General features: G+C 49.8%; 17 protein-coding genes, 1 pseudogene and 1 riboswitch. Of the genes and pseudogenes, 9 read left to right on the forward strand and 9 right to left on the reverse strand.

Features of this window, described 5'->3' with window-relative positions; genetic code table 11:
- Positions 1-44 precede the first annotated feature (44 nt).
- The 3 genes from FCN78_RS14825 (at position 45) to FCN78_RS14835 (ending at position 5,121) form a co-directional block, all read left to right on the forward strand.
- Complete coding sequence (locus FCN78_RS14825) at positions 45-3,269, forward strand: type I restriction endonuclease subunit R (protein ID WP_077658925.1); 3,225 nt, start codon at positions 45-47, stop codon at positions 3,267-3,269.
- Between the two features lie 161 nt (positions 3,270-3,430).
- On the forward strand, positions 3,431-4,084 hold the full coding sequence (locus tag FCN78_RS14830) for a hypothetical protein (protein WP_077658924.1): 654 nt from the start codon (positions 3,431-3,433) through the stop codon (positions 4,082-4,084).
- A 362-nt stretch (positions 4,085-4,446) separates the two neighbouring features.
- Positions 4,447-5,121 (forward strand): hypothetical protein, encoded by a 675-nt coding sequence (locus tag FCN78_RS14835; RefSeq protein WP_077658923.1) that lies wholly within the window; start codon positions 4,447-4,449, stop codon positions 5,119-5,121.
- A gap of 33 nt (positions 5,122-5,154) precedes the next feature.
- Here FCN78_RS14835 and FCN78_RS14840 read toward each other — a convergent pair whose 3' ends face one another.
- The 3 genes and pseudogenes from FCN78_RS14840 to FCN78_RS16165 all read right to left on the reverse strand — a co-directional run.
- A complete protein-coding gene (locus FCN78_RS14840) occupies positions 5,155-6,057 on the reverse strand; it encodes a homocysteine S-methyltransferase family protein (protein ID WP_077658922.1) in 903 nt (300 codons plus the stop codon).
- Between the two features lie 80 nt (positions 6,058-6,137).
- A complete protein-coding gene (locus tag FCN78_RS16160; RefSeq protein WP_412458338.1) occupies positions 6,138-6,557 on the reverse strand; it encodes a CZB domain-containing protein in 420 nt (139 codons plus the stop codon).
- Positions 6,558-6,572: 15 nt separating this feature from the next.
- A pseudogene (locus tag FCN78_RS16165) lies at positions 6,573-7,238 on the reverse strand (methyl-accepting chemotaxis protein); the annotation flags it as partial.
- Between the two features lie 166 nt (positions 7,239-7,404).
- On the opposite strand from FCN78_RS16165, the gene FCN78_RS14850 reads away from it, so the two are divergent.
- Positions 7,405-8,430 carry an ion channel gene (locus FCN78_RS14850; protein WP_077457044.1) on the forward strand — a complete coding sequence of 342 codons (1,026 nt, stop codon included), beginning with the start codon at positions 7,405-7,407 and terminating at the stop codon, positions 8,428-8,430.
- A 113-nt stretch (positions 8,431-8,543) separates the two neighbouring features.
- Here FCN78_RS14850 and thiD read toward each other — a convergent pair whose 3' ends face one another.
- The 3 genes from thiD to FCN78_RS14865 form a co-directional block, all read right to left on the reverse strand.
- A complete protein-coding gene (thiD, locus tag FCN78_RS14855) occupies positions 8,544-9,395 on the reverse strand; it encodes a bifunctional hydroxymethylpyrimidine kinase/phosphomethylpyrimidine kinase (RefSeq protein ID WP_077658920.1) in 852 nt (283 codons plus the stop codon).
- Positions 9,396-9,456: 61 nt separating this feature from the next.
- Positions 9,457-9,557, reverse strand: a riboswitch (TPP riboswitch).
- A 90-nt stretch (positions 9,558-9,647) separates the two neighbouring features.
- The gene (locus tag FCN78_RS14860; protein WP_077658919.1) at positions 9,648-9,941 is read right to left on the reverse strand and encodes a DUF3081 domain-containing protein; all 294 of its coding nucleotides are present in this window, start codon (positions 9,939-9,941) and stop codon (positions 9,648-9,650) included.
- Between the two features lie 18 nt (positions 9,942-9,959).
- Complete coding sequence (locus FCN78_RS14865; RefSeq protein ID WP_077658918.1) at positions 9,960-10,742, reverse strand: HAD-IA family hydrolase; 783 nt, start codon at positions 10,740-10,742, stop codon at positions 9,960-9,962.
- 465 nt (positions 10,743-11,207) lie between these two features.
- Here FCN78_RS14865 and FCN78_RS14870 point away from each other — a divergent pair, with 465 nt between their 5' ends.
- Positions 11,208-13,466: a bifunctional diguanylate cyclase/phosphodiesterase gene (locus FCN78_RS14870; RefSeq protein WP_162274066.1), complete on the forward strand. Its 2,259-nt coding sequence runs from the start codon at positions 11,208-11,210 to the stop codon at positions 13,464-13,466.
- On the opposite strand, the gene FCN78_RS14875 is transcribed toward FCN78_RS14870, so the two are convergent.
- From FCN78_RS14875 to FCN78_RS14885, 3 genes are all read right to left on the reverse strand, one after another.
- On the reverse strand, positions 13,434-14,063 hold the full coding sequence (locus FCN78_RS14875) for a GNAT family N-acetyltransferase (protein ID WP_069360885.1): 630 nt from the start codon (positions 14,061-14,063) through the stop codon (positions 13,434-13,436). The two genes, FCN78_RS14870 and FCN78_RS14875, sit on opposite strands and share 33 nt — an antisense overlap.
- A gap of 160 nt (positions 14,064-14,223) precedes the next feature.
- On the reverse strand, positions 14,224-15,096 hold the full coding sequence (locus tag FCN78_RS14880; RefSeq protein ID WP_077457028.1) for a DMT family transporter: 873 nt from the start codon (positions 15,094-15,096) through the stop codon (positions 14,224-14,226).
- Positions 15,097-15,376: 280 nt separating this feature from the next.
- On the reverse strand, positions 15,377-17,356 hold the full coding sequence (locus tag FCN78_RS14885; protein ID WP_069360883.1) for a replication initiator protein RctB domain-containing protein: 1,980 nt from the start codon (positions 17,354-17,356) through the stop codon (positions 15,377-15,379).
- A gap of 1,354 nt (positions 17,357-18,710) precedes the next feature.
- On the opposite strand from FCN78_RS14885, the gene FCN78_RS14890 reads away from it, so the two are divergent.
- From FCN78_RS14890 to FCN78_RS14905, 4 genes are all read left to right on the forward strand, one after another.
- Positions 18,711-19,919, forward strand: a complete 1,209-nt coding sequence (locus tag FCN78_RS14890; protein ID WP_077658916.1) for a ParA family protein — start codon at positions 18,711-18,713, stop codon at positions 19,917-19,919.
- Between the two features lie 9 nt (positions 19,920-19,928).
- Positions 19,929-20,900, forward strand: a complete 972-nt coding sequence (locus FCN78_RS14895; RefSeq protein ID WP_069360882.1) for a ParB/RepB/Spo0J family partition protein — start codon at positions 19,929-19,931, stop codon at positions 20,898-20,900.
- Positions 20,901-21,003: 103 nt separating this feature from the next.
- Positions 21,004-23,031: a GNAT family N-acetyltransferase gene (locus FCN78_RS14900; RefSeq protein WP_077658915.1), complete on the forward strand. Its 2,028-nt coding sequence runs from the start codon at positions 21,004-21,006 to the stop codon at positions 23,029-23,031.
- A 364-nt stretch (positions 23,032-23,395) separates the two neighbouring features.
- Entirely contained in the window at positions 23,396-25,060 is a 1,665-nt protein-coding gene (locus FCN78_RS14905) for a DUF342 domain-containing protein (RefSeq protein WP_069360880.1), read from the forward strand.
- Positions 25,061-25,077: the final 17 nt, after the last annotated feature.

Here is a 25,077-nt window from a genome sequence, read left to right on the forward strand (position 1 = left end):
GCGCGATCACAGCGAGTGAGATAAAGAATAAAAAGGAATAGCGGATGATTACCGAAGACCAGCTGGAGCAGCTCTGCCTCGATTGGTTTAAAACACTGGGCTATCAATACGCGCTCGGTTACGATATCGCCCCTGACGGCGACCGCCCTGAGCGCGATGACTACCATCAAGTCACCTTAAAAGGGCGGTTGCTTAACGCCCTTTCCGCGCTGAACCCACAGGTGCCGCATGACACCTTAGTAGCCGTGGCCAAAACCGTCTCCACCCCAGATTCACCGGTGCTGATTAAAAGCAACAAAACCTTCCATCACTATGTGATTGAAGGCGTGCCAGTGGAATACAGTGTATGGCAAGACGGCAAACAGACCACTAAACATGACCGTGTCAGGCTGATTGACTTCACCCACCCCGATAACAATGACTGGTTAGTGGTGAATCAGTTTACTCTGACGGGCACGAAAGGCAACCGTCGCCCTGATGTGGTGGTCTTTATTAACGGCCTGCCTATCGCGGTGATTGAGCTCAAAAACCCTGCCGACGAACAGGCTGATATTTGGAAAGCTTATAACCAAATTCAAACTTACAAAGACGAGCTTAGTGACTTATTTGTATGTAACGAAGCCCTGGTTATCTCGGATGGGACGCGGGCACGTGTTGGCTCGCTAACCGCAAACCAAGAGCGCTTTTTACCTTGGCGCACCATTGCCAGCGAAGACGACAAACCCCTCAATGAGTTTGAGCTCGAAACCCTAATCCGTGGCTTTTTTAATCGCGCCCTGCTGCTCGACTACATTCGCTATTTTATCCTATTTGAGCAAAGCGGCGACACCATGATTAAGAAAATTGCCGGTTATCATCAATTCCATGCCGTGCGCGAGGCCGTCAAAGCAACGGTTATTGCCGCCAACACCACCAACCAAGTGACAGAGCCGCGCGCCAACTATGTCAATACCGTTAAGCCTGGCAGTAAAAAGGCGGGGGTGGTGTGGCATACCCAAGGCAGCGGTAAAAGCATCTCGATGGTGTGTTATGCCAGCAAGCTGTTACAACAGCCAGAGATGAACAACCCTACCTTGGTGGTGGTCACCGACCGTAACGATCTGGACGGTCAGCTGTTTAACACCTTTACCATGGCGCAAGACACCCTCAAGCAGTTGCCACAGCAAGCCGAGGATCGAGAGTCCCTGCGCGATTTACTCGCCAGTCGCCAATCAGGCGGGATCATTTTTACCACCGTGCAAAAGTTTTCGTTGCAGGACGATGAGTCGTTTCATCCTCAGTTATCGCAGCGTGGCAATATTGTGGTGGTCTCTGATGAAGCGCACCGCAGCCAATACGGCAACAAAGCAAAACTTCGCGAAGTAAGAGACGCTAATGGGCAAGTGGTAGATCACCGCTATGTGTATGGCTACTCACAATACATGCGCGATGCGCTGCCGAATGCCTCTTTTATTGGCTTTACCGGCACGCCTATTTCGCAAGACGACAAAGACACTCGCGGTGTGTTTGGGGATTACGTCTCGATTTATGATATTCAAGATGCGGTCGAAGATGGCGCCACCGTGCCCATTTATTACGAATCTCGCCTTGCCAAACTAGACATTAACCAAGACGACATTGAAGCGCTGAATGAGCAAGTCGATGAAGAAATCGGCGAAGACGAAGAGATCAGCACCCGCGAGAAGCTAAAATCTACGTGGTCAGCACTCGAAAAACTGGTGGGTGCCGCGCCCCGCATTGAGCAAGTGGCCGCTGATTTAGTCGAGCACTTTACCACCCGCACCGCGACTTTCCCCGGTAAAGCGATGATCGTAGGGATGAGCCGCGAAATCTGTGTTGATCTTTACAACGCGATTGTTGCAAACAAGCCCGAGTGGCATGACCCTGACCCACACAAGGGGGCGATAAAAATTGTGATGACGGGCAGCGCGTCAGATAAAGAAAAGATGCAACCCCACATCTACGATAAGAAAACCAAGAAGCTGTTTGAGAAACGCTTTAAAGACGTGGACGATGAGCTGCAATTGGTGATCGTACGCGATATGTGGCTGACCGGCTTTGATGCGCCCTGCTGCCATACCATGTATGTCGATAAACCGATGAAAGGCCACAACCTGATGCAGGCGATCGCGCGGGTCAATCGGGTGTTTAAAGACAAACCCGGCGGGCTGGTCGTGGACTATATCGGTATTGCTAACGAACTGAAAAACGCACTAAAAACCTATACCAATAGCCAAGGTAAGGGCAAACCCACCGTCGATACCGCCGAGGCCTTCGCGGTGTTGATGGAAAAAATCGATGTGGTCAGAGGCATGTTTGCCACCCCCGTTGATGGTGAGGTATTTCACTACCGCCCAGACTTTGAAACCCAAGCTATTCGCCTGCTGCCCGGTGCGCTGAACCATATTGCGGGCCTGTCTCATCGTAACAGCAAAGGGGAAGAGGTGCGCGACGGCAAACGCCGCTATCTCGATACCATGGCCGCGCTGATGAAGGCGTATTCCCTGTGTAATACGCTGGATGAAGTAGAGGGGTATAAAAACGAAATCGCCTTTTACGGTGCTATTAAGACGGCCTTTTTAAAGCACTCCACCGTCGATAAAAAGCGCAGCGACGAAACCCGCAACTCCGCGCTACGTCAGATCCTTGATAACGCCATTGTCGCAGACGGGGTCGATGACATTTTCAGCACCGTGGGGCTGGAAAAGCCCAATATTGGCCTGCTGTCGGAAGAATTCTTGGAAGAGGTGAAAGATCTCAAAGAGAAGAACCTTGCGGTTGATCTGCTAGAACGGCTATTACGCGATGAAGTCAAAGCGCGGATGAAAAACGATGTAGTACAGGAGAAAAAGTACTCAGATCGCATTATGTCAACGCTGCAAAAGTACCATAACCGCAGCATTGAAACCGCGCAGGTCATTGAAGAGCTGATCCGCTGGGCCAAAGAGATGCAAGCCGACGCCAGCATGATGGACGAGCTGGATCTCACCGTTGACGAAATTGCTTTCTATCGCGCACTGGTAGTGAACGAGGCATCGGTGCGTGAGCTGGGCAATGATACGCTCCGGAAATTAGCAATTGAGCTAACCCGCCAGTTACGAAAATCAGCAACGGTAGACTGGCAAAAGCGCGACAGTGTACGCGCACGCATGCGTAATATTGTCCGCCGCCTACTCCGCCGCTGGAAGTATCCGCCTGATAAAGCCGAAGAAGCTACCAAGCTGGTCCTAGAGCAAGCCGAGGCATTAGCAGACGGTTGGCATAGTTAACGGAAGAGAAACCGGCCAATATGCATTCCCACGCAGGAGCGTGGGAACGAGCGGTGCATCGGCTACGGTATGTATTCCGTCTCTGACTCCCATGCTCTTGTGTGGGAGCCTTCACGGTGTGAGTAGTTGCAGCTAAAATTTAGAATTAAAGGTGTTGTTTTATGGATAACAAGGCACTAAGGATTTTTTTCCTGACCCTATTAGCTGTTTCAACCAATGGAGCAGCCCAAGATAGGGCGACATACCCTGAAAACAAAGAGTTATTACTTGGTAGATACGCTGGTAAAGAACTTGTTATTAACCGGATTACGCCAAACTTTGCTGTTATGTACGATATATCAAGCTTTAGGATATATGGTCATGATTTTACGATAGATAAGCATACTCGCTATTACGGCAAATCAGGTATGGCACACTACTCTCAGATCACTACTGAAAACGTGAATTGCCGGGACGGATTTATATCAAATTCATCTCTGGGATTTTATGCAACTTACTCACTAGATATGCAAGTAGAATTTAACGCTCCTAGTTTACCTGAGAGTAAGGAGCCGTTGGGTCGATTTGAACAAGATACGTGCAGACTACTCTCAGATAATGGATTTAAGTCAGCTGGACTAAGCCAACATGAGGGATTAGAACAGTATAAAAGTGCCATGCTTGAGTTTAGCGTGAATATGTTTGAATTAGCTCCGCCTAGCATATTCGCTATACCTGATCTTATCAATAATCCGTTGGGGGTAGCACAAGGAAACGACGCGAAAATGACACCTATCGGCAAACTATTGAAAGAAAAAAATACTAACGTAGACTAAGCCACTACTCGTTCCCACGCTGGAGCATGAGAACGAGTGGTGCAACATGTCAACACTATCGTGACTAAGGGACGTCAACAAGCCAGCATCATCAGAGATCGCCTCAGCAAAGAATGTTAATTTAGAACGCCGCTAAACATAGTTAGATTACACTACCTTTTGATTTCATAAGGATCATCGAAAATTAGTCACTTGACAAAGCCCATCGGATCAAGGCATTCTACCAATCGGTATTACATGGATGCCTGCCCACCCCAATGGCAAATCTCTTCAGAGAACCAGCTATCTTATTCACACGTTTTTTTCAGCCATCGTATATGGTGAGGGGTGCACTTTAGTCAATGGCTACTGAGGAAAACGAAATGTCAGATGAAAAAAGAAATTTAGTTGCTCACGCTAAAAAAGCTGCAAAGAAGCTCTGTAAAAGCTCCCCTGAAAAATCACATTCCCAATGCTTGAATATAATCGCTAAAAGTCTAGGTTTTCGTGATTATCATAACTTACTTCAACATAATAAAAATCAAGCCCCTATAGTAGAAGATTATACTTGTCTGGTTGATAAATACTCTAAAGTCATCAACAAGGTGCTCGCTGACTGCATAAGCAAAGAGCCCAAAGATGAGTTAGTCAATGATTTTTTTGGATTACTATCCACTACTATTAATACTGATACAGATTTAGAGCGTATTGAGCAATTGACAAGGTGGACTATCGATAAAGAAAAGCTGAAGCAATATGGGTATTCTTTTCATGAGGGTGAAAACAAAAAATATGAGGATTTAGGTTATATTTTAGTCGCTATTAGCCATTATTACAGATCTATAATGGATAATTGCAGCCACCAAATTGGTGAACATATTAGCTTTAATAATTATTTCGGCTATTGGTTACGCGCTATACATCCTAACGCGCGCACTAATTCACCAACTTTAGAAAAACTTAAACAACTCTATCCATATAACGGAGATCAAACACTCTCTATTGGGGCCACAAGTTGGGCACCAAGATGGTGGCTTCAGGACCAAGGAAGACTTTAATTATGCATTCCCACGCGGGAGCGTGGGAACGAGTTAATCCGCTAACTGCGAGAACTTGATGATCTCGTGAGATTGTTCAAGGGTTTGTGCGAGGTGTTGGATATGGGCGGGGGTGATTTCGCAGCAGCCGCCAACCACCAACGCACCGTCGGCAATCCATTGTTGTACGCGTTCCGTGTGGACTAACGGTGAGAGATCTTCCCGCGCTTGCAGGGCATCGGCTTTGCTGCCTTTGGCCATGTCTTCTACCGATTTAAACGCATTGGCATAGCCACCCACAATGTCGGCCTGGGTCGCCATCTTTGGCATCGCCGTGGTAAGCACTTCTGGGTCGCAGCAATTGAGCATCACTGCTGTCGGCGCGTAGTCAGTGACCGCGTGCATGGCTTGTTCTAGCGACTCGCCAGAGCGGAGTGCGCCATTAGGCTCTAACCGAAACGCCACCCCAAACGGTTTACCTTGCTCACGGGCGGCGGCGCACGCTGCACGCGCTTCAAGGGTGTTGGTCATGGTTTCAATTAAAAACACATCCACATGAGGCTGTAGGCGGGCGATATGAGAAAACTCGGCTTTCATATCGTCAAAGCTGCGTTGCGGCTGGCCGAGGTAGCTGCCCACCAGCGGCGGTAAACAGCCGGCAATATCGACATCGGCGCCTGTCTCATCCACCGCTTGCTGCAGCGCTTCGAAGGCTTTTTGATAAATGGTGTCTATTTTATCGCTCAGGCCGGCTTTGGCGAGGCGCGTGGGCGTCGCTGGATAGGTATTCAGGGTATGCGTTTTCGCGCCGGCGCGAATAAAATCTTTATGCACGTCTTTGACAATGTTGGCATGTTTTAACATCACCGCGACCGACCAAAGCTTCGAGCTCACATCCGGCCCACGTTGATAAATTTCCTGTCCTAGGCCACCATCGAGTAATGCAATCGACGTCATGATAACTTCAGCCTCCTTCGGCCATTTGTCCTTGGTTTAGCGTGAGATTACCATGCGCTCGCCGATTTAACATCCCGGTGTTACGCCACCTCTTCACTGCCTTCAATCGCGAGGTACTCAAGCTTATCGATGACCACCATGCTTGCCGACTCCATGTGTTGTAACTCACTCACCATTTGCTCGGGTTGTTGATGATGGTATGCCTCCAGTGCCGCTTTAGCATGAGTATGCACTTTCTCATGAGGTGCGGCTATGGCTTTAAACGTTTGTAACTGCGCAAAATATTGCTGACCTTCACCATGCTCATACCACTGGCCGAGGCGGCATTGGGTGTGATCGGTGACATCTGATGCCACCATGCTGTCTTCACCCAGCACCACGCGATATATCGCAAATTTAAAGCTAATATGGTCAAGTTTCGCCAGTTCACAAAAAGCACGCAGCGCAGCCGCTTTAATGGTGGTACGGCTATGCTGTGCTTGCTCACTCTGCGTGGCCATCGCATCGGCCACCTGTTGGCCTTGCTCGCTATATTCGATCGCGTCACTGGCAAGCTGATCGGTAAGTGTGCAAGCATGCCCACTCCCAGCGCGAATCTTCTCGACCAGCTGGGTAATATCTTGCGTGGCACTGGCTGTGCGTTCCGCCAAGCTACGCACTTCATCGGCGACGACCGCAAACCCTCGACCTTGCTCGCCGGCACGTGCCGCTTCAATCGCCGCGTTTAATGCCAAGAGATTGGTTTGATCGGCGACATCGCGAATCAAGTTCACAATACCGCTTACCTCTTGTGCATGCTGATCGAGCGAACGAATCGCCTCTGACGATTGCTGACATTGCGCGGATAAGGATTGCACGTGACGCGCAAGATCATTGACTTGCTCGGCACACGACGACGCCTGATGGCTCACGTCCGTTACCCGTTCTTTTTCACCGTTAATGGTGTCCGCTAGGGTAGCCAGAGAGGATTGGGTCGCATTGATAGAATCACCAAAATGGCATAAGTTGGCATCAATCGCTTTTCCCGTTTGTCGTTTTTTCTCTGCGGTGTCTAGCTCTTCCTGCAATGCAGCTTTCTCTGCATTCAGCGCGTCGATGGTATGATTAATCTGCTCAATTTTTTGCTGTAGAGCGACTTGTTTTTGCTGTTCTTGTTCAAGTTGACGACGGGATATAAACACGCTGGCTCCTAATTAAGCTTTTTATAATATTTTAACGCTTAATATTGGCTTTGTATGATAAACGGAGCGAAATGTGATCCATTTTACGCCAATCATTTGATTTACACTGTAAACCGATAAAAATTCCCGCCATACTGACGTCTCTGCGGCGAATGAGCGAAACATTATGACCTTTTGGTTGCTTTTTAAACGTTGGATTATCAGTCACTTCGCCCATTTAAATGGGCGTATTTTGGGCTTGGTGGTCCTTGCTTACGGCATCATCGGCTGGCTGCTTTTGTACTGGGCGGGCGAAACCGAGATGACCCAGTCACTCGGTCGCTATATTTATTACTTAATGGTCACCGCGTCCACCGTTGGCTATGGCGACTATTCGCCGGCGACAGAAGCAGGACAGTGGATTACCGCCTTTTGGATTATTCCCGGCGGGCTGGGGTTATTTGCCGTTGTGATTGGTCATGTAACCAGTGCGTTGGTCGATTATTGGCGACGTGGATTACAAGGAAAACGGAGTCTTACAGTGAAAAATCATATTCTGGTGTTAGGGTGGAATGGTCAACGCACTATCCAGCTTATTCGCCTACTACAAAGCGGTGTGCATGGCGATCGTCCTATTGTGCTTTGTGTGCGTCCCGAAATGGAAAACCCGCTCCCTGGCGAGGTGGAATTTGTGCGCGTCACCAGCTTTACCGACGCCGAGGGCATTGCCCGTGCGGGTATTGATAGTGCCGCGAGCATTATTATCGATAACCCCGAGGACGATATTACCCTGTCAGCGGCCTTGTTTTGCGCGCACAAAAACCCCTCAGCGCATCTGCTCGCCTACTTTCAAGATGATGCACTCAGCCAAATATTAAAACAGCACTATCCACACGCCGAGTGTGTGCCATCTGTGTCGGTGGAAATGCTAGCGAAAGCTGCCGTGGATCCGGGTTCCAGCCAGTTGCATCACGAGCTGTTAAGCACGGCACAGGGGATGACGCAGTATTGCGCTCGCTATCCTACCAATGCGAGCGCCACGGATGTGGGCACCCTGTTCAACCAATTAAAGCACGAATACGATGCGACATTAATTGGTCTCGATAAAGGTGAAGGCATTACCCTTAACCCCAACCTTGCAACAGACGTCGCCCCCGGCGATCGCGTATTCTATATTGCAGCCGAGCGTTTACCGCATTGGTCAGCGGCGTAATTCGGGTACCATTCATCACACGCGACACCTGCTGTTAGCCTTTCCCGAACAGTCCGCCGCTTCACCTTAGGAGCGGCGGACTCGCTTTAGGTGCCCTATTGGTGAAAAACCGTCTATTCGACCGAGGCTTCTTTTACATCGGGTTGACTCGCCTCAACGGGGTAAGCGTAAAAATGATGAACAGGCCCTGCGCCTCTTCCCACCTTTAACTGCTGGCTATGCGCTAACGCGTCGGTGAGATAATGTTTCGCCGCGCGCCCGGCTTCAATGGGCGTCATTCCCTGCGCGTAATAAGAGGCGATCGCTGCAGACAGTGAACAGCCTGTGCCGTGCGTATTTGCAGTCTCAACCCGACGGGCGCTCAAGGTTTGGCACGTATCTCGGCTAATCCATACATCCACGCTTTCAGGAACGTGATGTAAATGGCCACCTTTGAGCATCACGTACGGGCAGCCGAGGCGACGCAAGGCGGGGACTAACGCATGCATTTGCTCAATGGAGGTAGGAACAGGCTGACCGGTTAATCGCGCCGCCTCCGGCAAGTTGGGGGTGAGCACGGTTGCGCGTGGGATCAGCGCTTCAATCAGCGCTGTCATGGCGTGTTTATCCAACAAAGGATCACCGCTGGTAGCCACCATCACGGGATCTAAAATCACCGGTAAGTGTGGCGACCGCGCCAACACGGCGGCTACTTCGCGAATAATCGCTTGGTTGGCGAGCATACCGATTTTCACTGCACGCACTGGCATATCGTACAACACCGCATCTAATTGGGCGCGGACAAAACCAGGCTCAACCGCCGAGACGGCCTCAACGCCACAGGTGTTTTGCGCGGTTAATGCGGTGATCACCGAGCACGCATAACCGCCGGTAGCTGAAATCGCTTTAATATCGGCTTGAATGCCGGCACCGCCACCGCTGTCTGAGCCGGCGATGGTAAGAATAACAGGTGGAGATAGGTTCATATTGGCCCCTTAATCATCAGGGGCGGAAGGAGACAAAGCGAGCCCGAATAGGCCACTTCGTATGCTGAACGTGTCAGTTCCCTCCGCCAGTGCTAACTGGATCAGGTTCTACGGGTCCTGCTTTCGCAGTCTCAGCAATTACTTGCTCCCCGACTAACACGCTCAGAATATAAACCTTACGGATAAAGCGCAAGGTTGATTGCTCGTTCATTTTCCCACTAGAAACAAAAAACGCCCCATCGGTGGGGCGCTCTACCACGTACCTCGTTCGGTTTTATCGTGGTTATTTTTTGTAATTTTTGACCAACGCATCCACTTTTTCAGGAACTGCTCTTTTAGGTTTTCGTGCTCATAGTCAAGATCATAGGTATTGTGGAACCCCACGCGTAACTGAACCCCGTTACCCGCTAAATAAATGGTATAGCCGTCGTAATCCGAGAAAGCGTCGATGCCATCTAGGCGGTGCCCATCTTCAATTTCTTCACCATACTCTGTCACTATCTCAAACGCGCGCAGTAGATGGGTAGGATTGAGTTCGTTTTTCACGCTTCCCTCCTGGCTGTGTTAGCGAAATTGTGCTCCACCTCCCGGCCGTGATCCACGACCATAAAGTGGGCCGGCCAATACCGGTGGCGTAGTCAACACATGCCCTGACACCTCAAGCCGGCTTGGCTTAGCAATAATATTGGGTAAGGCGGCCAAAGTATCAAGGGTGGTATCTGGCCCTGTTTTTTGGATTGCTGTACCGTAATTATAGCCGTAATCGACACACACGACAGGCGAGCCCGCCGCCCTTGCCGCATGAACATCATTCACGGCATCACCAACCACCAGCAATTCTGATGGTGGCACTGTTAAAATCGCCGCCGATTCAAAAATGCTATCGGGATCCGGCTTTCCGGCTGCGATTGCATCGGTTCCTAAGATACGGGTAAAAAAGTGGCTGACCCCAAGCGCTTTGAGTAGGCTATTGGCATGCGCCGTTTGCATGTCCGTGGTACATATCATCGGGAACTGACGTTGAGAGAGACCTTCAAGACAAGCAAGTACCCCTGGATAGAGTCGAGTTTTTGGCGGTTTTTTGCCTAGGTATGAGGACAGGAACAACGCGCGGGCTTGGTTCAGTACGGTGGTGGAAACCCGCCCATCAATGTGTCGCGTAAGCACCCGATGGATCAATAAATCCGCGCCATCACCAATCCAGTCTCGAATCGCACTGGGCTCTTCCTCCGGCAAATCAAACCCTCTCAACATGCCGAGGACAGCGTCGTATAGATCATCAAAAGGGTCTGCGATCGTGCCGTCTAAGTCAAAGCATATCGCAGAGATATTCTCCAATTTTTTCATGGAACGCCTCCACAATCAGTGTGTTATCGCCAGAAAGGAAAGGGAACGGTGGATCGGGCTTGCTATCCAACGAGTCTTTGAAAGTTAGCAGAGAACCAGAAAGCATCCTACCAAAACAGCAGGCACAATGTATCGAATCACCGGTACAAAATTGCATAACTCACCGCTTGCCCACAAACTTCAGAGGCGAATCAAGCCCCTAACCATAACGTGATCATTTTCACATTTATATATCTTCGCACTCATCGATACCGACCTTAACCCTGTATAAAAATCCGTCACGTTTTTGACGATTGAGGGAACACGGCGATCGATAGCCCTCGCTTTGTCATGAAAATGAAAACCAAATAGGCATAGATTGTCATCGAACCGCTCTACCCTGTCTCTCTCGATAGTGAGATTCGATGTATTCTTTATATGCGGTATTTTTCTTCACAGCCTCTATGGCGTTACCTGGCGGTTGTAATGATTGCGCTGATCGCCGGTTGGTCTGTCTATACCTTGGAAAACCAGCGTCAGCAAAGCCGATTTTCGACCGACGTGGAAAAGCAACGTCACACACTCAGTAAAGCCTTTTCCCAACTCTATGAGCTTCAATTATCGGCGCAGTTGTATCTGCAACAAGAAGGCGGCCTGACACGTGATAAATTCCATGCCTTTATCGATAACCATACCCAAAAGCGCTCTGGGCTTGATAGCGTCATGTGGCTACCTCGGGTCAATCGCGCGGAGTTAAAACAGTTTGCCGCGCAACACGGGCATTATCATCCCTTTCCACCGCTCAATAACCATGCCTGCCAGTGGGTGATGCGGGGTGATACGTTTCCCGCGCTTTACTTGTCCCCCAAAGCTGCGGCAGAGGGGTATTCAGGTTGGCGCGCGGATGCGCAATGCGAGAATACCGTTACCATGGAACGGGCTTATTTTAAACGCCAGCCCGTCGCGCGATTAATTCACAACGAGCAAGGCCATGGGGTGCGATGGTTTGCAGCCATTACCGCACGAGACGGCCAATTAGCCGGTTTTCTCGCCACCACACTTTATTTTGATACCTTTCTACCCACGCTCTGGCAAGATGACACTCCCGCGCCCGATATGGGGCTAATCGCCCGTGAAGCCTTTGGCCACCAGCAAATGTTTGCCACGCACTCAACGCAAGCATTGCAAACATGGCGAAATACTCACTCGCCCGACATCACTATTCCGATTGCGGGAAGTGAAGAAGGGTTAGTGATCAGGTTCACCCATCTGCGCGGCTTGCACACCGGGCTACTCTACGGGGTGCTGGTCGGGCTATTGGTATTGTCACTCGGCTTATCGGTTCTGGCCAGTTTTTGGTCTTACGCTAACCGACTGTCATTGGCACAACACTTAGTCAACAAGCAGACCCGCCAGCTTACCCATCAAGCACATCATGACACTCTGACAGGGCTGGCAAACCGTGCGGCGCTCGACAATGCCTTGGAGGGAGCACTCCAGCAAGTGAGCGCCCAGTACAGCGAGCACTTTACCTTGCTGTTTATCGATCTCGATCGGTTTAAGGTGGTTAACGACTCTCTCGGTCATGTGACGGGAGATACGCTTCTAAAACAGGTTGCTAAACGTTTGACACAATCGGTCAGTGGCGAGCGCGTATTTCGCTTTGGTGGCGACGAGTTCATCATTTTGCTTAAAGCCGACAGCTCACTGGCATTGGCACAAACCAAAGCCAAGCACCTGCTCCAGGCACTCAGCGCACCTTACAAGGTGGACGAGCATATGATTAACTTGTCCGCCAGCATTGGCATTGCCTCGGTGAACAAGGCCAATGCCTCGGTGACGGATATCATTCAGCAGGCGGATATTGCCATGTATCACGCCAAGCAAACCCGTGATCGCCTGGCCATTTTCCAACCGGCCATGCTTGCCAAAGTCCAGCAACGCTTTATTGTTGAACAAGACTTAAAGAAAGGGTTGGCACAGCAGCAGTTTCACCTGATGTTTCAACCTATTTTTGATGGTGAACATGAAACACTCAGCCATGCAGAAGCGCTGCTCCGGTGGCAACACCCGACGCTGGGGTCGATCTCACCGGCAGAGTTCATCCCAATCGCAGAAGAAACCGGTTATATCATTGAGCTTGGCGACTGGGTGCTCGAGCAAGTCGCTGATGTGCTTGATAGCTGGCATATCCGATTTCCCACTAACCAATGTCCATCTATCACGGTGAATGTGTCGGCCAAGCAGTGTCAGTCAGCCACTTTTGCCGATGACGTCGCCTCACTGATCGCCAGGCACCAGTTTGCGCCCCAGTGTCTGGGGTTAGAAATGACAGAAACAGCCCTACTTGAGCATTCAGAAACGGTGGGGAAGAACTTACATCAGCTTCACGCGCTGGGAATCAAACTGTACCTCGATGACTTTGGCACCGGGTATTCATCCCTCTCTTTACTGCGCCAATATCCGTTTAGCGTGATTAAGATGGATCGCAGTTTTATCATGGATATCGATCAGCCCAACGGCAAAGCGGCGCCCCTTTGTCGAGGAATGATTGCCATGGCACATGCCGTCGGTTTAACCGTCGTAGCAGAAGGCGTCGAGACCAAACAGCAGCTAGGCTGGCTGCGCCAACACCAATGTGACTACTTGCAAGGATATGTGCTCTCTCGCCCGATTGCGCGGACAGCGCTTGAAGATTGGTTGCTGCCAAAATCACACCAGCGAATGGTCTTGGTGCATGGTTGAGGCGACGGTTGTCATGGCTTCGGCGGATGACGTACCCATTCGACATAATGGCGCCGCTTGCTGCAACCACTCGTCGCGCAACACACCGTAGCGGAGTGAGTCATAATACTCACCTTGATAGTAACGGACGGCGCGTAAGCGCCCCTCCTCAGACATTCCTAGCGCTTTGGCACAGCGCATCATCCCCGTGTTCCCTGACCAGGTCGTTAAGCCGATTCGGTTTACTTGGTGACGAATAAACAATTGGTCAATCCACTGCGTCAGTGCACGTCGGCCGATACCTTTGCCCCAGTCTGTGGGATCGAAAATGGTGATCCCCACTTCCAACCAACGCGTGCGTTTGTCTTCCCAGTAAAGAGTGACATAACCGACTGGCTCGTTATCCACACAAATCACCTGTGCCGTGTCACCCACGATGAACCGGCGAAAAAGACCAAAACGAAACGACCAAAACGACACCGGCTCAATGGGTGTGTAAGGCGCATCATACTGTTTCCAGGCACGAGAGTAATAAATATTGCGCCAAAAATAACGGGCTTCGTTTCGCCGCGCGGCTCTCAAGGTAACGACTAAGCGGTTAGTTACATCCACGTCCATGTCGGGTTACTGTTCTCTCTTTACCAGATAATCGGTGACGACCCTGCCCCGTCACAGCGACCGTTTGTCGGTGTGACCCACAAAGGTACCCAGTTTAACTCAATTAACCACCACATTGGCGACCTCCGTCAAACAACCCACTTTTATTGAGTGTAGACGGTTACGCGCAAGACCGACGTCTTGATTGCTGTGAGATGGCCACACCCAGCATCACCAATCCACCGCCCAACAAGTGGTACTGAGTGAGTGTTTCCCCTAGCACAACAACGGCGATAGCCGCTGTCATCACGGGGAGAAGGTTCATGTACATCGCCGTTCGACTCGCCCCATTGAGCGCGATAGCGTGTAGCCAAACCGCTGGAGCAATCACCGAAGCGCCCAAGGCGGCAAATCCCACCAATGGGTAAGCGTCCGCGGGGATCGTAGGACTAGGCGCCATCCACAAGACCGGCAGCAACATGATCACCGCAAACAAGGCTTGTACATACACTGAGACCCAGTTTGACAGTGCCATCGTCCATCGCTTAAGAAGCACGCAATACAGTGCATATGAGGACGCACACACCAGCATCAGCCCATCCCCCACCGACGCACCAGCGTGAAAAAGAGAAAGCGGTTTGCCCAGCGTCAACATATAGACCAATCCACCGAAGGATAACATGGCCCCGATCCCTGCCCGCGTCGTTAACGGTTGCCCGAGTGTGGGTACACTGATCAATAAACTTAACATTGGTACCAACGACATAATCAGCGCCATATTGGTTGCCGTGGTCGTTTGTGCCGCAAAGTAAGCTACGGATTGATTGGTCACCATCCCGAGTAATGCCAGCACGGCTAAACGTGGCGCTAATCGGCCAACGGCACGTCGTTGTCGCCATACAGTGGGCAGACAAAAGGGCGTTAACACTAAAATGGCAAAAAACCACCGATAGAACGCCATCGCACCAGGTGCAATCACAGTCACCGACATCTTGTTTACAATCGTATTAATCGCCCAGATGAGCACCGCGGCTAACGGCAATAAAAATGGCATGACTGTCTCACAAACTCACACAAAGGATGGATAAAGCAGGTAGTTTACACTGTAAAGCGGCAAATAAAATCCAAGCGAATCGCCAACGGAGCCTAACAGATGGATACTCGGTAAGCGGATGAGGAAGGCAAGGAGAAAAAAGCGGGCAAAGCCCGCTCGGCAAGTGATTCGCCAAATGGTGCCATCAGAGCACCCAATAGGACAAAGGTATCGAGAGGTAGTTTACGTCGATCATCGAAGCTTGTGTCATTACCCTGTCAACAACCTGCAAAATCGGTCACTACCCGCCCATTGCAATATCATCCAGAGCCTTAAGCACTTGCCCATCGAGATGGCCCTCAAACACGCGCTGACAGACTTTTCGTCGCACGGCTAGGCCAGATATCAACTTTTCAATAGAAAGGTGTCTATCATGCTGTTGTTGATTGTAAAACTCGATGGTGCGGCTGAGTGTTTCGTAAGAGACCACTTGCTCACCCACGCGCAACCAATCAAGCTTTTCTAAATACCCCTGACATTCTTCGGTGATCACGGATGAAGGATGCCCTGTCATCGCCGACAACGCGGTAATACTGCGTTGCAACGCTTCCTCAGACGTATACTTTGAGAGCACAATGGTCAGTTCATCTGCATTAATCTCAACCAAGTGCTTACGTTGTTTAACACGACGTCCCAAGCGGCCACTGCTCTTCTCTTTGCGCTGGATCGGTTCAAACTCACCATCAATGATCCCGGAAAGCTGATCAAGGTCTTGGCTGGGTAAGATCTCGTTTCGCAATGGGTTGGGCATGGTGGGGGCCAGCGAACGTTTGCCCTCGTTATACATCTTGGCACGCGAATAGCGGATCACCTCGTCCACGTTGCATTTTATGTCTATGCGGTAGTCAGGGTATTTTTTCTCTTCGTCTTCGCGCGTTAACGTTAAGTGATACCCCCACAAGTTTACCGCAAAGACAGATTCGGTCACCTTCCCTTCCGCCAGCTTTCGCAGCTCCCGGATTAAATCACTGGAAAAACGGCGCCATTCGATATTCCGCGCCATTTTTTGGTTCAGCTCGCTAAGCAACATAGAATCTTCGAGTCGACGCGACATACGGCTTCTGAACAACGAGTAGAGCTGAAACACCAAGGTGTGCTGACGCAATATCTCTGGTGGGAACAAAAAGAAATAATCGCGTGTCATCAACTCTTCAAAGAACGAAGGTTCCCACACCAAGATGTAAAGGTTGGGCTTGATCCTAACCTCACCATCTTCACCTTCTTGAGGCGCTTCCTCCGAGGCGGTAATGGTTCTGGCTAAGAACCGGAATCGGTCACTTTTGAACCCTTCTGGCATGTTTTCACTGAGCCAACGTCCTGTCAGCTCATGAAGCTGAAAGTCAGTAAACTCAATTCTATCGATGCTTTCGCGGATGGCGTCACGTGCAGGACCACTGTCTTTTTTACCCCGTAATTGCAGAATATCGGTGATATAGATGGGGGTTTTGTTGCCAATTGATTGTGTTTGTAGCTCGTAATTAGGCAAATGGTGATCATGGTACTGCACCGTGAGGGTGAACAGGGCGAACAGTGTCATCAGATCATCCACTGTCATGATCGACTTAGCCGAGCGGGTTTCAATGATCGCTTTGGTCCCACTGATCGCCACCATCGATTTTTGATAACCTTTTTTGGTGCGCGGAGGGGCAAGCGCTTGATCAATGATCCCAGCCCAGCTGGTCGGTGAGACCAAAATCTGATCTTTTTCACCAGGCATCATGGGGGGCGTGCCCAGTCCATGCTCACTGAGTAGTTGTCGATTAACTTGTGTTTGCGCTAATGCTTTTGAACGTTTTTGTTTGACTGCATCGCGACTTTTTTCTGTCATTAGGCCTGCACTGCCGAGCGATGAGATCAATCGGCTAGGATTAACAAACTGATGCAGCATGGTTTTGCCCGCGAGTCCTTCTTCAAACCGCACAGGTTGCTGAATGAACAGTCCTAACTGGACAGCGGCACGAAGCCTTTGCTGAATCGCTGCGCGTGTGAGTTGGCCATCTGTCGCATCAACCAATTCTGTGGTGGAGACATACCCGTCTTGAGAGGCAAAGCCCCGCACTGAAATTAAGTTCAGCAGCTCTAGAATGCTTTTGGTTACCCCTTTAAAGTGTTCATACTGTGCAAGCCAATCAATCAACTGATCATGAACGGCAAACAAATGCCCGTCTTTGTGGGAGCGAGGGGCTTTTATCAAGATTTTTTCGGGTTTACTGGCATTCATGTCAGCTTAAATCCTTTGTCACGAGCATACTCAACGCGCATTTTTAATTGAATTGACGGAAACCGTAAATCGATCACTCTTCCAGGGAAAGACTAATAAAAAAAGAACCAAAAAGAAAGATCTTTTTTATTGTGCTTTTTAACTGATCTTTATGATTATTCTGATCTAATTTGATGATCTGATCTTATGATCCAAACAATTGGATTTATATAACATTCTGATTTTTATGAAGTATAATTTTACCTTCCTCGAAAGCATGATCATCAAAGTCTCGGAGACATGATCATCACCACGCACCAACGATGATCAAGTAAGGCCCGCATCAATGATCAACATCTTACCGCATTGATGATCAGATAATAACGGCAACGATGATCAAGCGTGATACACATCTTATCCACAGTGATAGGCTATCGCTGACGATGATGTTATTCGATTTAGTGACTAAACGGGCGAATGGGACTTAGGAACAATGATCAAGACAGCGCTTTTTTAGCCGATCCGATGAAAAAGCGTCCATGTTGTTGGTTAGGCTAGCGGCTATTTCACGCTTATCCAGCAAATCGAAATGACATTGACAGTATAACCGTCACCGGGATGTATGTGTCCGGTTATTGGAACAATGATCATGAAGGGGATCGTGCTGTTCGATCATCTTGACCTAACCCCTTGTTTCGTCCACTGGAGACGGAGAGGTGGATAGGATCCTTCTCGATCCCTTGTTACACCTGACGTTATCCGTAATTTGGCGGTTTGATTATATCGTTCCGAACAATGGGACATTGTATAAGCGTTTACAGCAAGTCTTGATCATTGTTCCGTTGAATAGCGATATACGCCGCGTGGATTTGCAGAGGATTTAACCCATAATACCGCTTGATCATGTTTCCTAAGTGATGCGCTTACGCTCGAAAGCATGATCAAGTGATGGCGTCCATGAAGGCCATACACCTTGATCATCGTTTCGGGAAAAATGATCAAAACCGTAGTAAGCGATCGGGTGAGCGACAAATGGGGATGTTTTTCAAACCAACTTCCCTGCTTCAGGGTTAAGTCACGATAAACTCAGTTCAATGACCGGATACCGTAAATTAGCCATTCAAAGATAAGCTTCCGGTTATTCGACTTGTTTACATTGTAAATAAGTGACGCTGTGACATTTTAAATGTGCTGAACTTATCGTAGGTTTGTCGAGGTGAGGATAAGCGGATATTTGTCGCTATTTTCATCAATCATCCAAGATAACAATTGTGAGCAGGATCTTTATTTGATTGGCTTTTGTTCACCTTTTTATTGTTTTGACTGGAATGTGCTGTACAATCGGCAATTATTTCTCGTTAAGGCGAAAAAGAATATGGATAGGGAAAAGACGATTGAAAACCTTCGCAACATCGCCGCGCAGACGAAACAGGTTCAGTCTGATCGGGTCGAGATTGTGATGGAAGAGCGCCACGACCAACTCTTTCCACCGATGTCAAAAGCATTAATGGAAACGCGTTCTGGATTAACGCGGCGAAAGCTTGATGAAGCGATCTCTCGCATGGAGCAAGAGGGGCATCAGTTTACTAAAAACAACGCTAACCATTATTCGATTACACTCGATGAGGCGCACCAAATCATGGATGCGGCGAACGTGCCGACCTTTCATGAGCGTAAAGGAAAAACCCATAAGCCCTGGGTGGTGAACATCCAAAACCAGAAAGGCGGAACCGGTAAATCCATGAGTGCGGTGCACTTAGCGGCGTGTATGGCCCTCAATTTGGAAAAGCGTTATCGCATTTGCTTAATCGACTTGGATCCACAAGGCTCATTGCGACTGTTCCTCAATCCACAAATTAGTTTGACCGAGCAAGAGGGGATTTACTCCGCCGTTGACGTCATGTTGGATAATACGCCCGAGCCTGCAGACAAAGACTTCATGATGCGTAATGTCCTATTGCCGACACAGTACCCAAACTTAAAAACCATGGCGGCCTTCCCAGAAGACGCGATGTTTAATGCTGAGGCGTGGCAAGCGTTAGCAACGAGCCAGTCTCTGAATGTGGTTGAGTTGCTGCAAGAAAAAGTCATCGACCCAATCAGTGATGAGTTTGACATTATCATGATAGATACAGGCCCGCATATCGATCCGCTGGTATGGAATGCGATGTATGCTTCAAACTCGTTAGTGATCCCTTGTGCGGCAAAGCGCCTTGACTGGGCGTCGACGGTGAACTTTTTCCAGCATCTGCCACAAGTCTATGAGATGTTCCCTGAAGACTGGCATGGCCTCGAGTTTGTGCGGTTGATGCCGACTATGTTTGAAGATGACAACAAAAAACAGATTTCGGTCTTAACGGAAATGAATTATCTTTTAGGTGAACAAGTCATGATGGCGACCATTCCAAGAAGTCGCGCCTTTGAGACCTGCGCCGACACGTACAGCACAGTGTTTGATCTTACCTCACAAGACTTTGAGGGCGGTAAGAAGACGTTGTCGACAGCCCAAGATGCCGTCCATCGTGTCGGTTTAGAACTTGAGCGTGTGCTGCACAGCCACTGGTCTCAGCTCAATCAGGAGTAATCACGAAAAATGGCCATTAAGACCTCTGATTTAAATGCGCGTTTGTTTGCCAAAGCAGACAAGCGACGAGCGACGACAACGCAAGAAGCTCAGAGTGCAGCGAGTGAAAAAGCGGCAGTCATTGAGCTTGCGGTCGCCGGTGAACACACGGTTGAATTTGAGCTGGTAAAAGTCCCTGCCAGTGAGATCCGAGATAAAACGACCGTCTTTGATAAGAATGCGCGAGAGCAGTCATTTCTGAATGAACTCGCGTTATCCGATATTTTGGTAACGCTAAAAGCACATGGCCAGCAGTACCCTGCAGTGGGTCGTTGGCTTGACGATGGTCGTATCGAAGTCCTCGACGGTAGCCGACGCCGCATGTCGTGTCTGATTGCAGACCAAGATTTCTTAGTGTACGTGGCCAAAGGCATTAGTACGCGCCATGCTAAATTCTTGTCAGATGTCGCCAATGCGCACAAACCCTTATCGCTTTATGAACGCGGTAAAGAGATGCAGGCAATGTTAGACAGTGGTGAAGTGAGTGACCAAAAAGCATTGGCGAATGCGTGTCAGTGTAGCGAAGCCTTGGTCAGCGGCGCCCTAAAAGCCGCGGCCCTGCCCTTACCGCTACTCCAGGCCTACCCGAGTGTGTCGGAGTTGGGACGGCCGACGATTGTGAAGTTGCACCGCTTGTATTTTGGCCTTGATGCGTCTTTGCAACAACAGCTGGTTGCTAAGCTTGGTGACACGCCTTTATGGCAACAGGTCGATGCGCAAGGCGTGACGCGTATTACGCGAGAAGTCACCCAGTTGATTGAGCAGTTTAAGGATGAACTGGTTGCGCCGACATCTACTGAAAAAGAGCAAGCGCAAACACTGCTTGAAGGGCGAGCGTCATACCGACGCAAAGGCAACAATTTGAATATTAACCTCAAGAAAGTCAGTGACGAAGACGCAGAGCGTATTTTAGCGCTGATTAAGCAAACACTCGATAGCTAATCTTTTTGCCGAAAATGACAAAGTAAAAACGACATGCCTGGCGTGTCGTTTTTTTTTGCGTGTTATCATCCCCTATCCGCTTGGTAAAAAGCCTTATGGAAACATGATGACATCACCCACATTGGAAGACTTTTTTGCGCCGCTGATCTTACGTGCAGCCCATCACTCCCACCGTCAACTGGTTTGTGTCGATAAGGATTTGGCGACTGTGCTAGCCGGCTTTGATGAGACACAAGCCCCGTTAATTGTGGGAAGCGCTGAACATGGTTTGAGTTGGCGCCAGGCTCAGCAAAAGTTAGGACAAGAGTGTGGTCATATCGTGGTGGAGGTGAACGCGCAATTTAACGCGGAAGCTTTTTGCGCCATCGTCGGTTGCTGTCGCGCGGGGGCGCTCATTGTGCTCCGAATTGCCGCCGGCGTTGAAGATATGCCGCCATCCGTGCAACGTCTTCTTCGCTGTTTGAGTGAAGATGATAGCGTCGCATTTCATTGTCATTGGCAACACCGGTTACCGCGAGAACGTTCGGTGCGACCCCAAACGCATTCAGTCACCCAGAAAGATGCGATTGCTGCGGTGGAGAAAGTCGTGACCGGACATCGGCGCCGTCCCCTGCTGCTTAGCGCTGATCGAGGTCGGGGTAAATCGGCCGCATTAGGAATGGCCGCGGCTAACTTGATGATGAAAAAGCCAAGGCGCATCATTGTGTCATCGCCTTCCCCTGCCCATGCATCAACGCTTTTTCATCATCTGAAAGCCACCCTTCAGGTTGATGACGCCGGTCAAAAAATCGATTATCAAGGAAGCCAGATACGCTTTATCGCGCCTGATGCGCTGTTGCAAGACGCGCCAGCGGCAGACTTGTTACTGGTTGATGAGGCCGCGGCGATCCCGCTTCCAATCATAAGCCAATGGCTTAATCAATACAGTCGCGTCGCGATTGCCACGACAGAGCATGGCTATGAAGGGACAGGACGGGCTTTTACGCTCCGACTCAAGCAAATGCTGGATGCAGAGCAGCCACAATGGCGTACCTTAAAGCTCACCGCCCCCATGCGATGGGCTGATGATGATCCGGTTGAGCGTACCTTGAATGCCCTCTTTTTACTCAATGGCGACGACGACTTAGCGACGGAACGGGCCGATATGCTTGAGACCGAGTGGGTTAAAAATGTGGTGATTGAACCGATTAGCCGTCACCAGTTGTATCAAGACGAGGCGTGTTTACGGCAGTTATTCACATTACTGATCGCGGCCCATTATCAAACATCGCCTAACGATTTAGCCCGTCTTCTGGACGATGACGCTCTCTTAATCTTTGCCGGCTGGCGCAACGATAAGTTGGTTGCCGCGTGTGTCGTGAGTCAAGAGGGTGGGGTTGATTGGCAAACGTGCCAGGCGGTCGTTGCGGGGCAACGCCGGATAAAAGGGCATCTGTTTAGCCAATCTGTCGCCGCGCATTTGGGGGAGGCTGAGGTCTTGCACGACAGGCTTTGGCGCGTGCAACGTATTGCCGTATCCGAGCCCTATCGACACCAAGGCGTCGGTCGACGGTTGCTCGCCGTCGTGAATCAACACGCGGCTGAAGCCTCGGTAGTTGGGGTAGGGGTTAGCTTCGGTGCAACCGCATCGTTGACGCCGTTTTGGTTTAAGCAAGGGTTTAAGCCGGTTAAACTGGGATTGAAACGCGATCAAGCCAGTGGCTGCTACTCACTGCAAATGATTAAACCTATCCAGCCATTGAGATGGTGTGATCTGGCGTTGCGCTTGTTTAGGCAAAGTCTTCCCATTCAGATGCTCACTAGCCATCAACGGATGGAAACGGACATTGCTATGTCTATCATTGCAGGGTTACCAACCACACCGCTACCGGAGGAAGTAAGACAACAACTCGATGGGTTTGTAGCCGGTGGTGTAGGAGTCGATGCTGCCCTATCGAGTCTACAGGCTTGGTTATATCATCATATTCGTTGTGACGGGAAAAAGGGCGAGAACGCCACACTCCCCATTCTGGTTAGCCGTATTTTGTTAGGGTTGCCTTGGTCTGTGGTTTGCACCCGATATCAGCTTGCGGGAAAGAAGGACGCGGAATCTCGAATACGGGACTATGTTCACATGCACCTGACGACATGAGCGATTTACACTGTAAACGAAACACGCGGCATTGGCTTGATTTACAGTGTAAACGCTGTCACGCTTGACACGTATTTACACTGTAAATCGTTCTAATGTCGATCATTGTGGGGAGCATGAAGAGGGTCAATGAATTAATCCTACCCTGGTCACGTTTTTATCAGTGATCCTGCTCCCATAAACGATAAACCTGTATAATTTATTATAAATGAGACAATTGCGCACACTGGCATTGGATTTGGACTAATCTAGTCAGTGACGACAGTCGAGCGTAACGTTCCACAAGATGATGGAGCAAGCGCGTTGCCAAGTGGTTTACTGGGCTAATAAAGCCGCCACAAGGATCAGATAGGCAGGAAGCGAGATGCTAGACGATATCCTCCGCGTCTCTCAGGATGGTCAGCGTGTATATTTATCGGCAGGGAACGTCGAGCATACAAATGGCCAACCCATAGAGAAAAAACAGATTAAGGACTGGTTGGTGAGCAATCAAGTCGATGGCTTTTTTTGTTTTGATGATACGATAGAGTCAGCCCTCACCAAGTTAAATGCCTCGCCGGATGATGCTGAGTCGGAAGATTTCATTATAGCAGAACGCCGTGATGCAACTATCGAGGCGCGTATCGCCGATGATAAAATGACGGCCTATTTGATCGTTAACGGCGCTTGTGGCGGGCGTGGACTGAAAGCCGATGACATTCTTTCGACACTGCGTGATGCTAATATTGTTCGAGGGATAAAAAAACCAACCCTGCAAAAACTTCTCTCCGCATCAGGAAAGCTCAAACCTGGTGAATATCTCGATGTGCCCGTTGCATTCGGCCGACAGCCTATCGCCGGCGAAGATGCACACCTTGTCTATCTCATTGAAGATCCTACCGAGCGTGTTCGTCGTCCCAAACAGCGTGAAGATGGAACCGTTGATATGCGTGATTTGGGGGAAATGGTGATGGTGAAGCAAGGACAGCCTTTAGCCAAACTGATCCCAGAAACGTCGGGTTATGAGGGCTTCACGGTCACTGGCTCAGTGTTGTCGACCTCGTCCGGTCAGCCAATGACACTCACCGCTCACCCAGGTAGTGAGTTCAGTAACAAAGATCCGAATATTTTGGTGGCGACCATGGCCGGGATCCCTCGGTTACAAAAAGACGGCGTGGCTGTCGATGATGCCTTGAGCTTAGATGCGGTTGATGTCGGTACTGGGCATGTCAACTTTGAAGGCAGTGTGGTGATTAAAGGGGATGTCGAAGTGGGTATGAAGGTCACGGCATCGGGAACCGTCACGGTAGGAGGAGTGGTAGAATCGGCGACCATCACCGCCGGTGCCGACATTATTGTCCAGAACGGGATTATCGGCCGACAAGTTGCAGCCGATTCTGATATTAATTGTACCCTGATTGCGGAGGGCAATATCGTTGCCAAGTTCGCGCAGTATGCCACGCTCTGTGCCAATCAAAACCTAGAACTTACCTTGCATGCGATGCACTGCAAAACACATGTGGGGCAGTCAATCATCATTACTGATGCCACCAAGCGCAAAGGGACATTAGCGGGCGGTCAACATGAAGTCGGTGAGAAAGTACAGGCGGTGATTATCGGCGCCAGCGCAGGGGCGCATACGTATATCCATTGTTTCCCGCGTCTGCCGATACTTAAACGGGAACTCGTCAATCTAAACAAAAGCTGGGAAGAGAAAAGTGCCCAACTGGACAAGATCCAGGCGGCAGAGAAAAAACTTGACGCTGTTCCAGAAGAGAAGCGCGACGCCGCGATGGTGGAAAGAATAAGTTCGACACGCGAGCACCTTTCTACCGAGCTAAGTGAAATAGAAGCCACGGTGGAAGAAACAGATGCGGCGATAGAAAGCGGATACAAAGCCGCCAGTATCATTGCGACTAAGTCATTACTGAATCGTGTCCATTGTACTATCGGCGAAGACAAGCACGTGATTCACTCAGAGCATGGTCCATCACATTTGTTTTATGATAATGCGGCGATTGAATTAAAGCCGTATCAAGCCAATGGTTAATGCTGGTTTACAGTGTA

It is taken from the genome of Salinivibrio kushneri, from assembly GCF_005280275.1.
GTDB classification, from domain to species: domain Bacteria; phylum Pseudomonadota; class Gammaproteobacteria; order Enterobacterales; family Vibrionaceae; genus Salinivibrio; species Salinivibrio kushneri.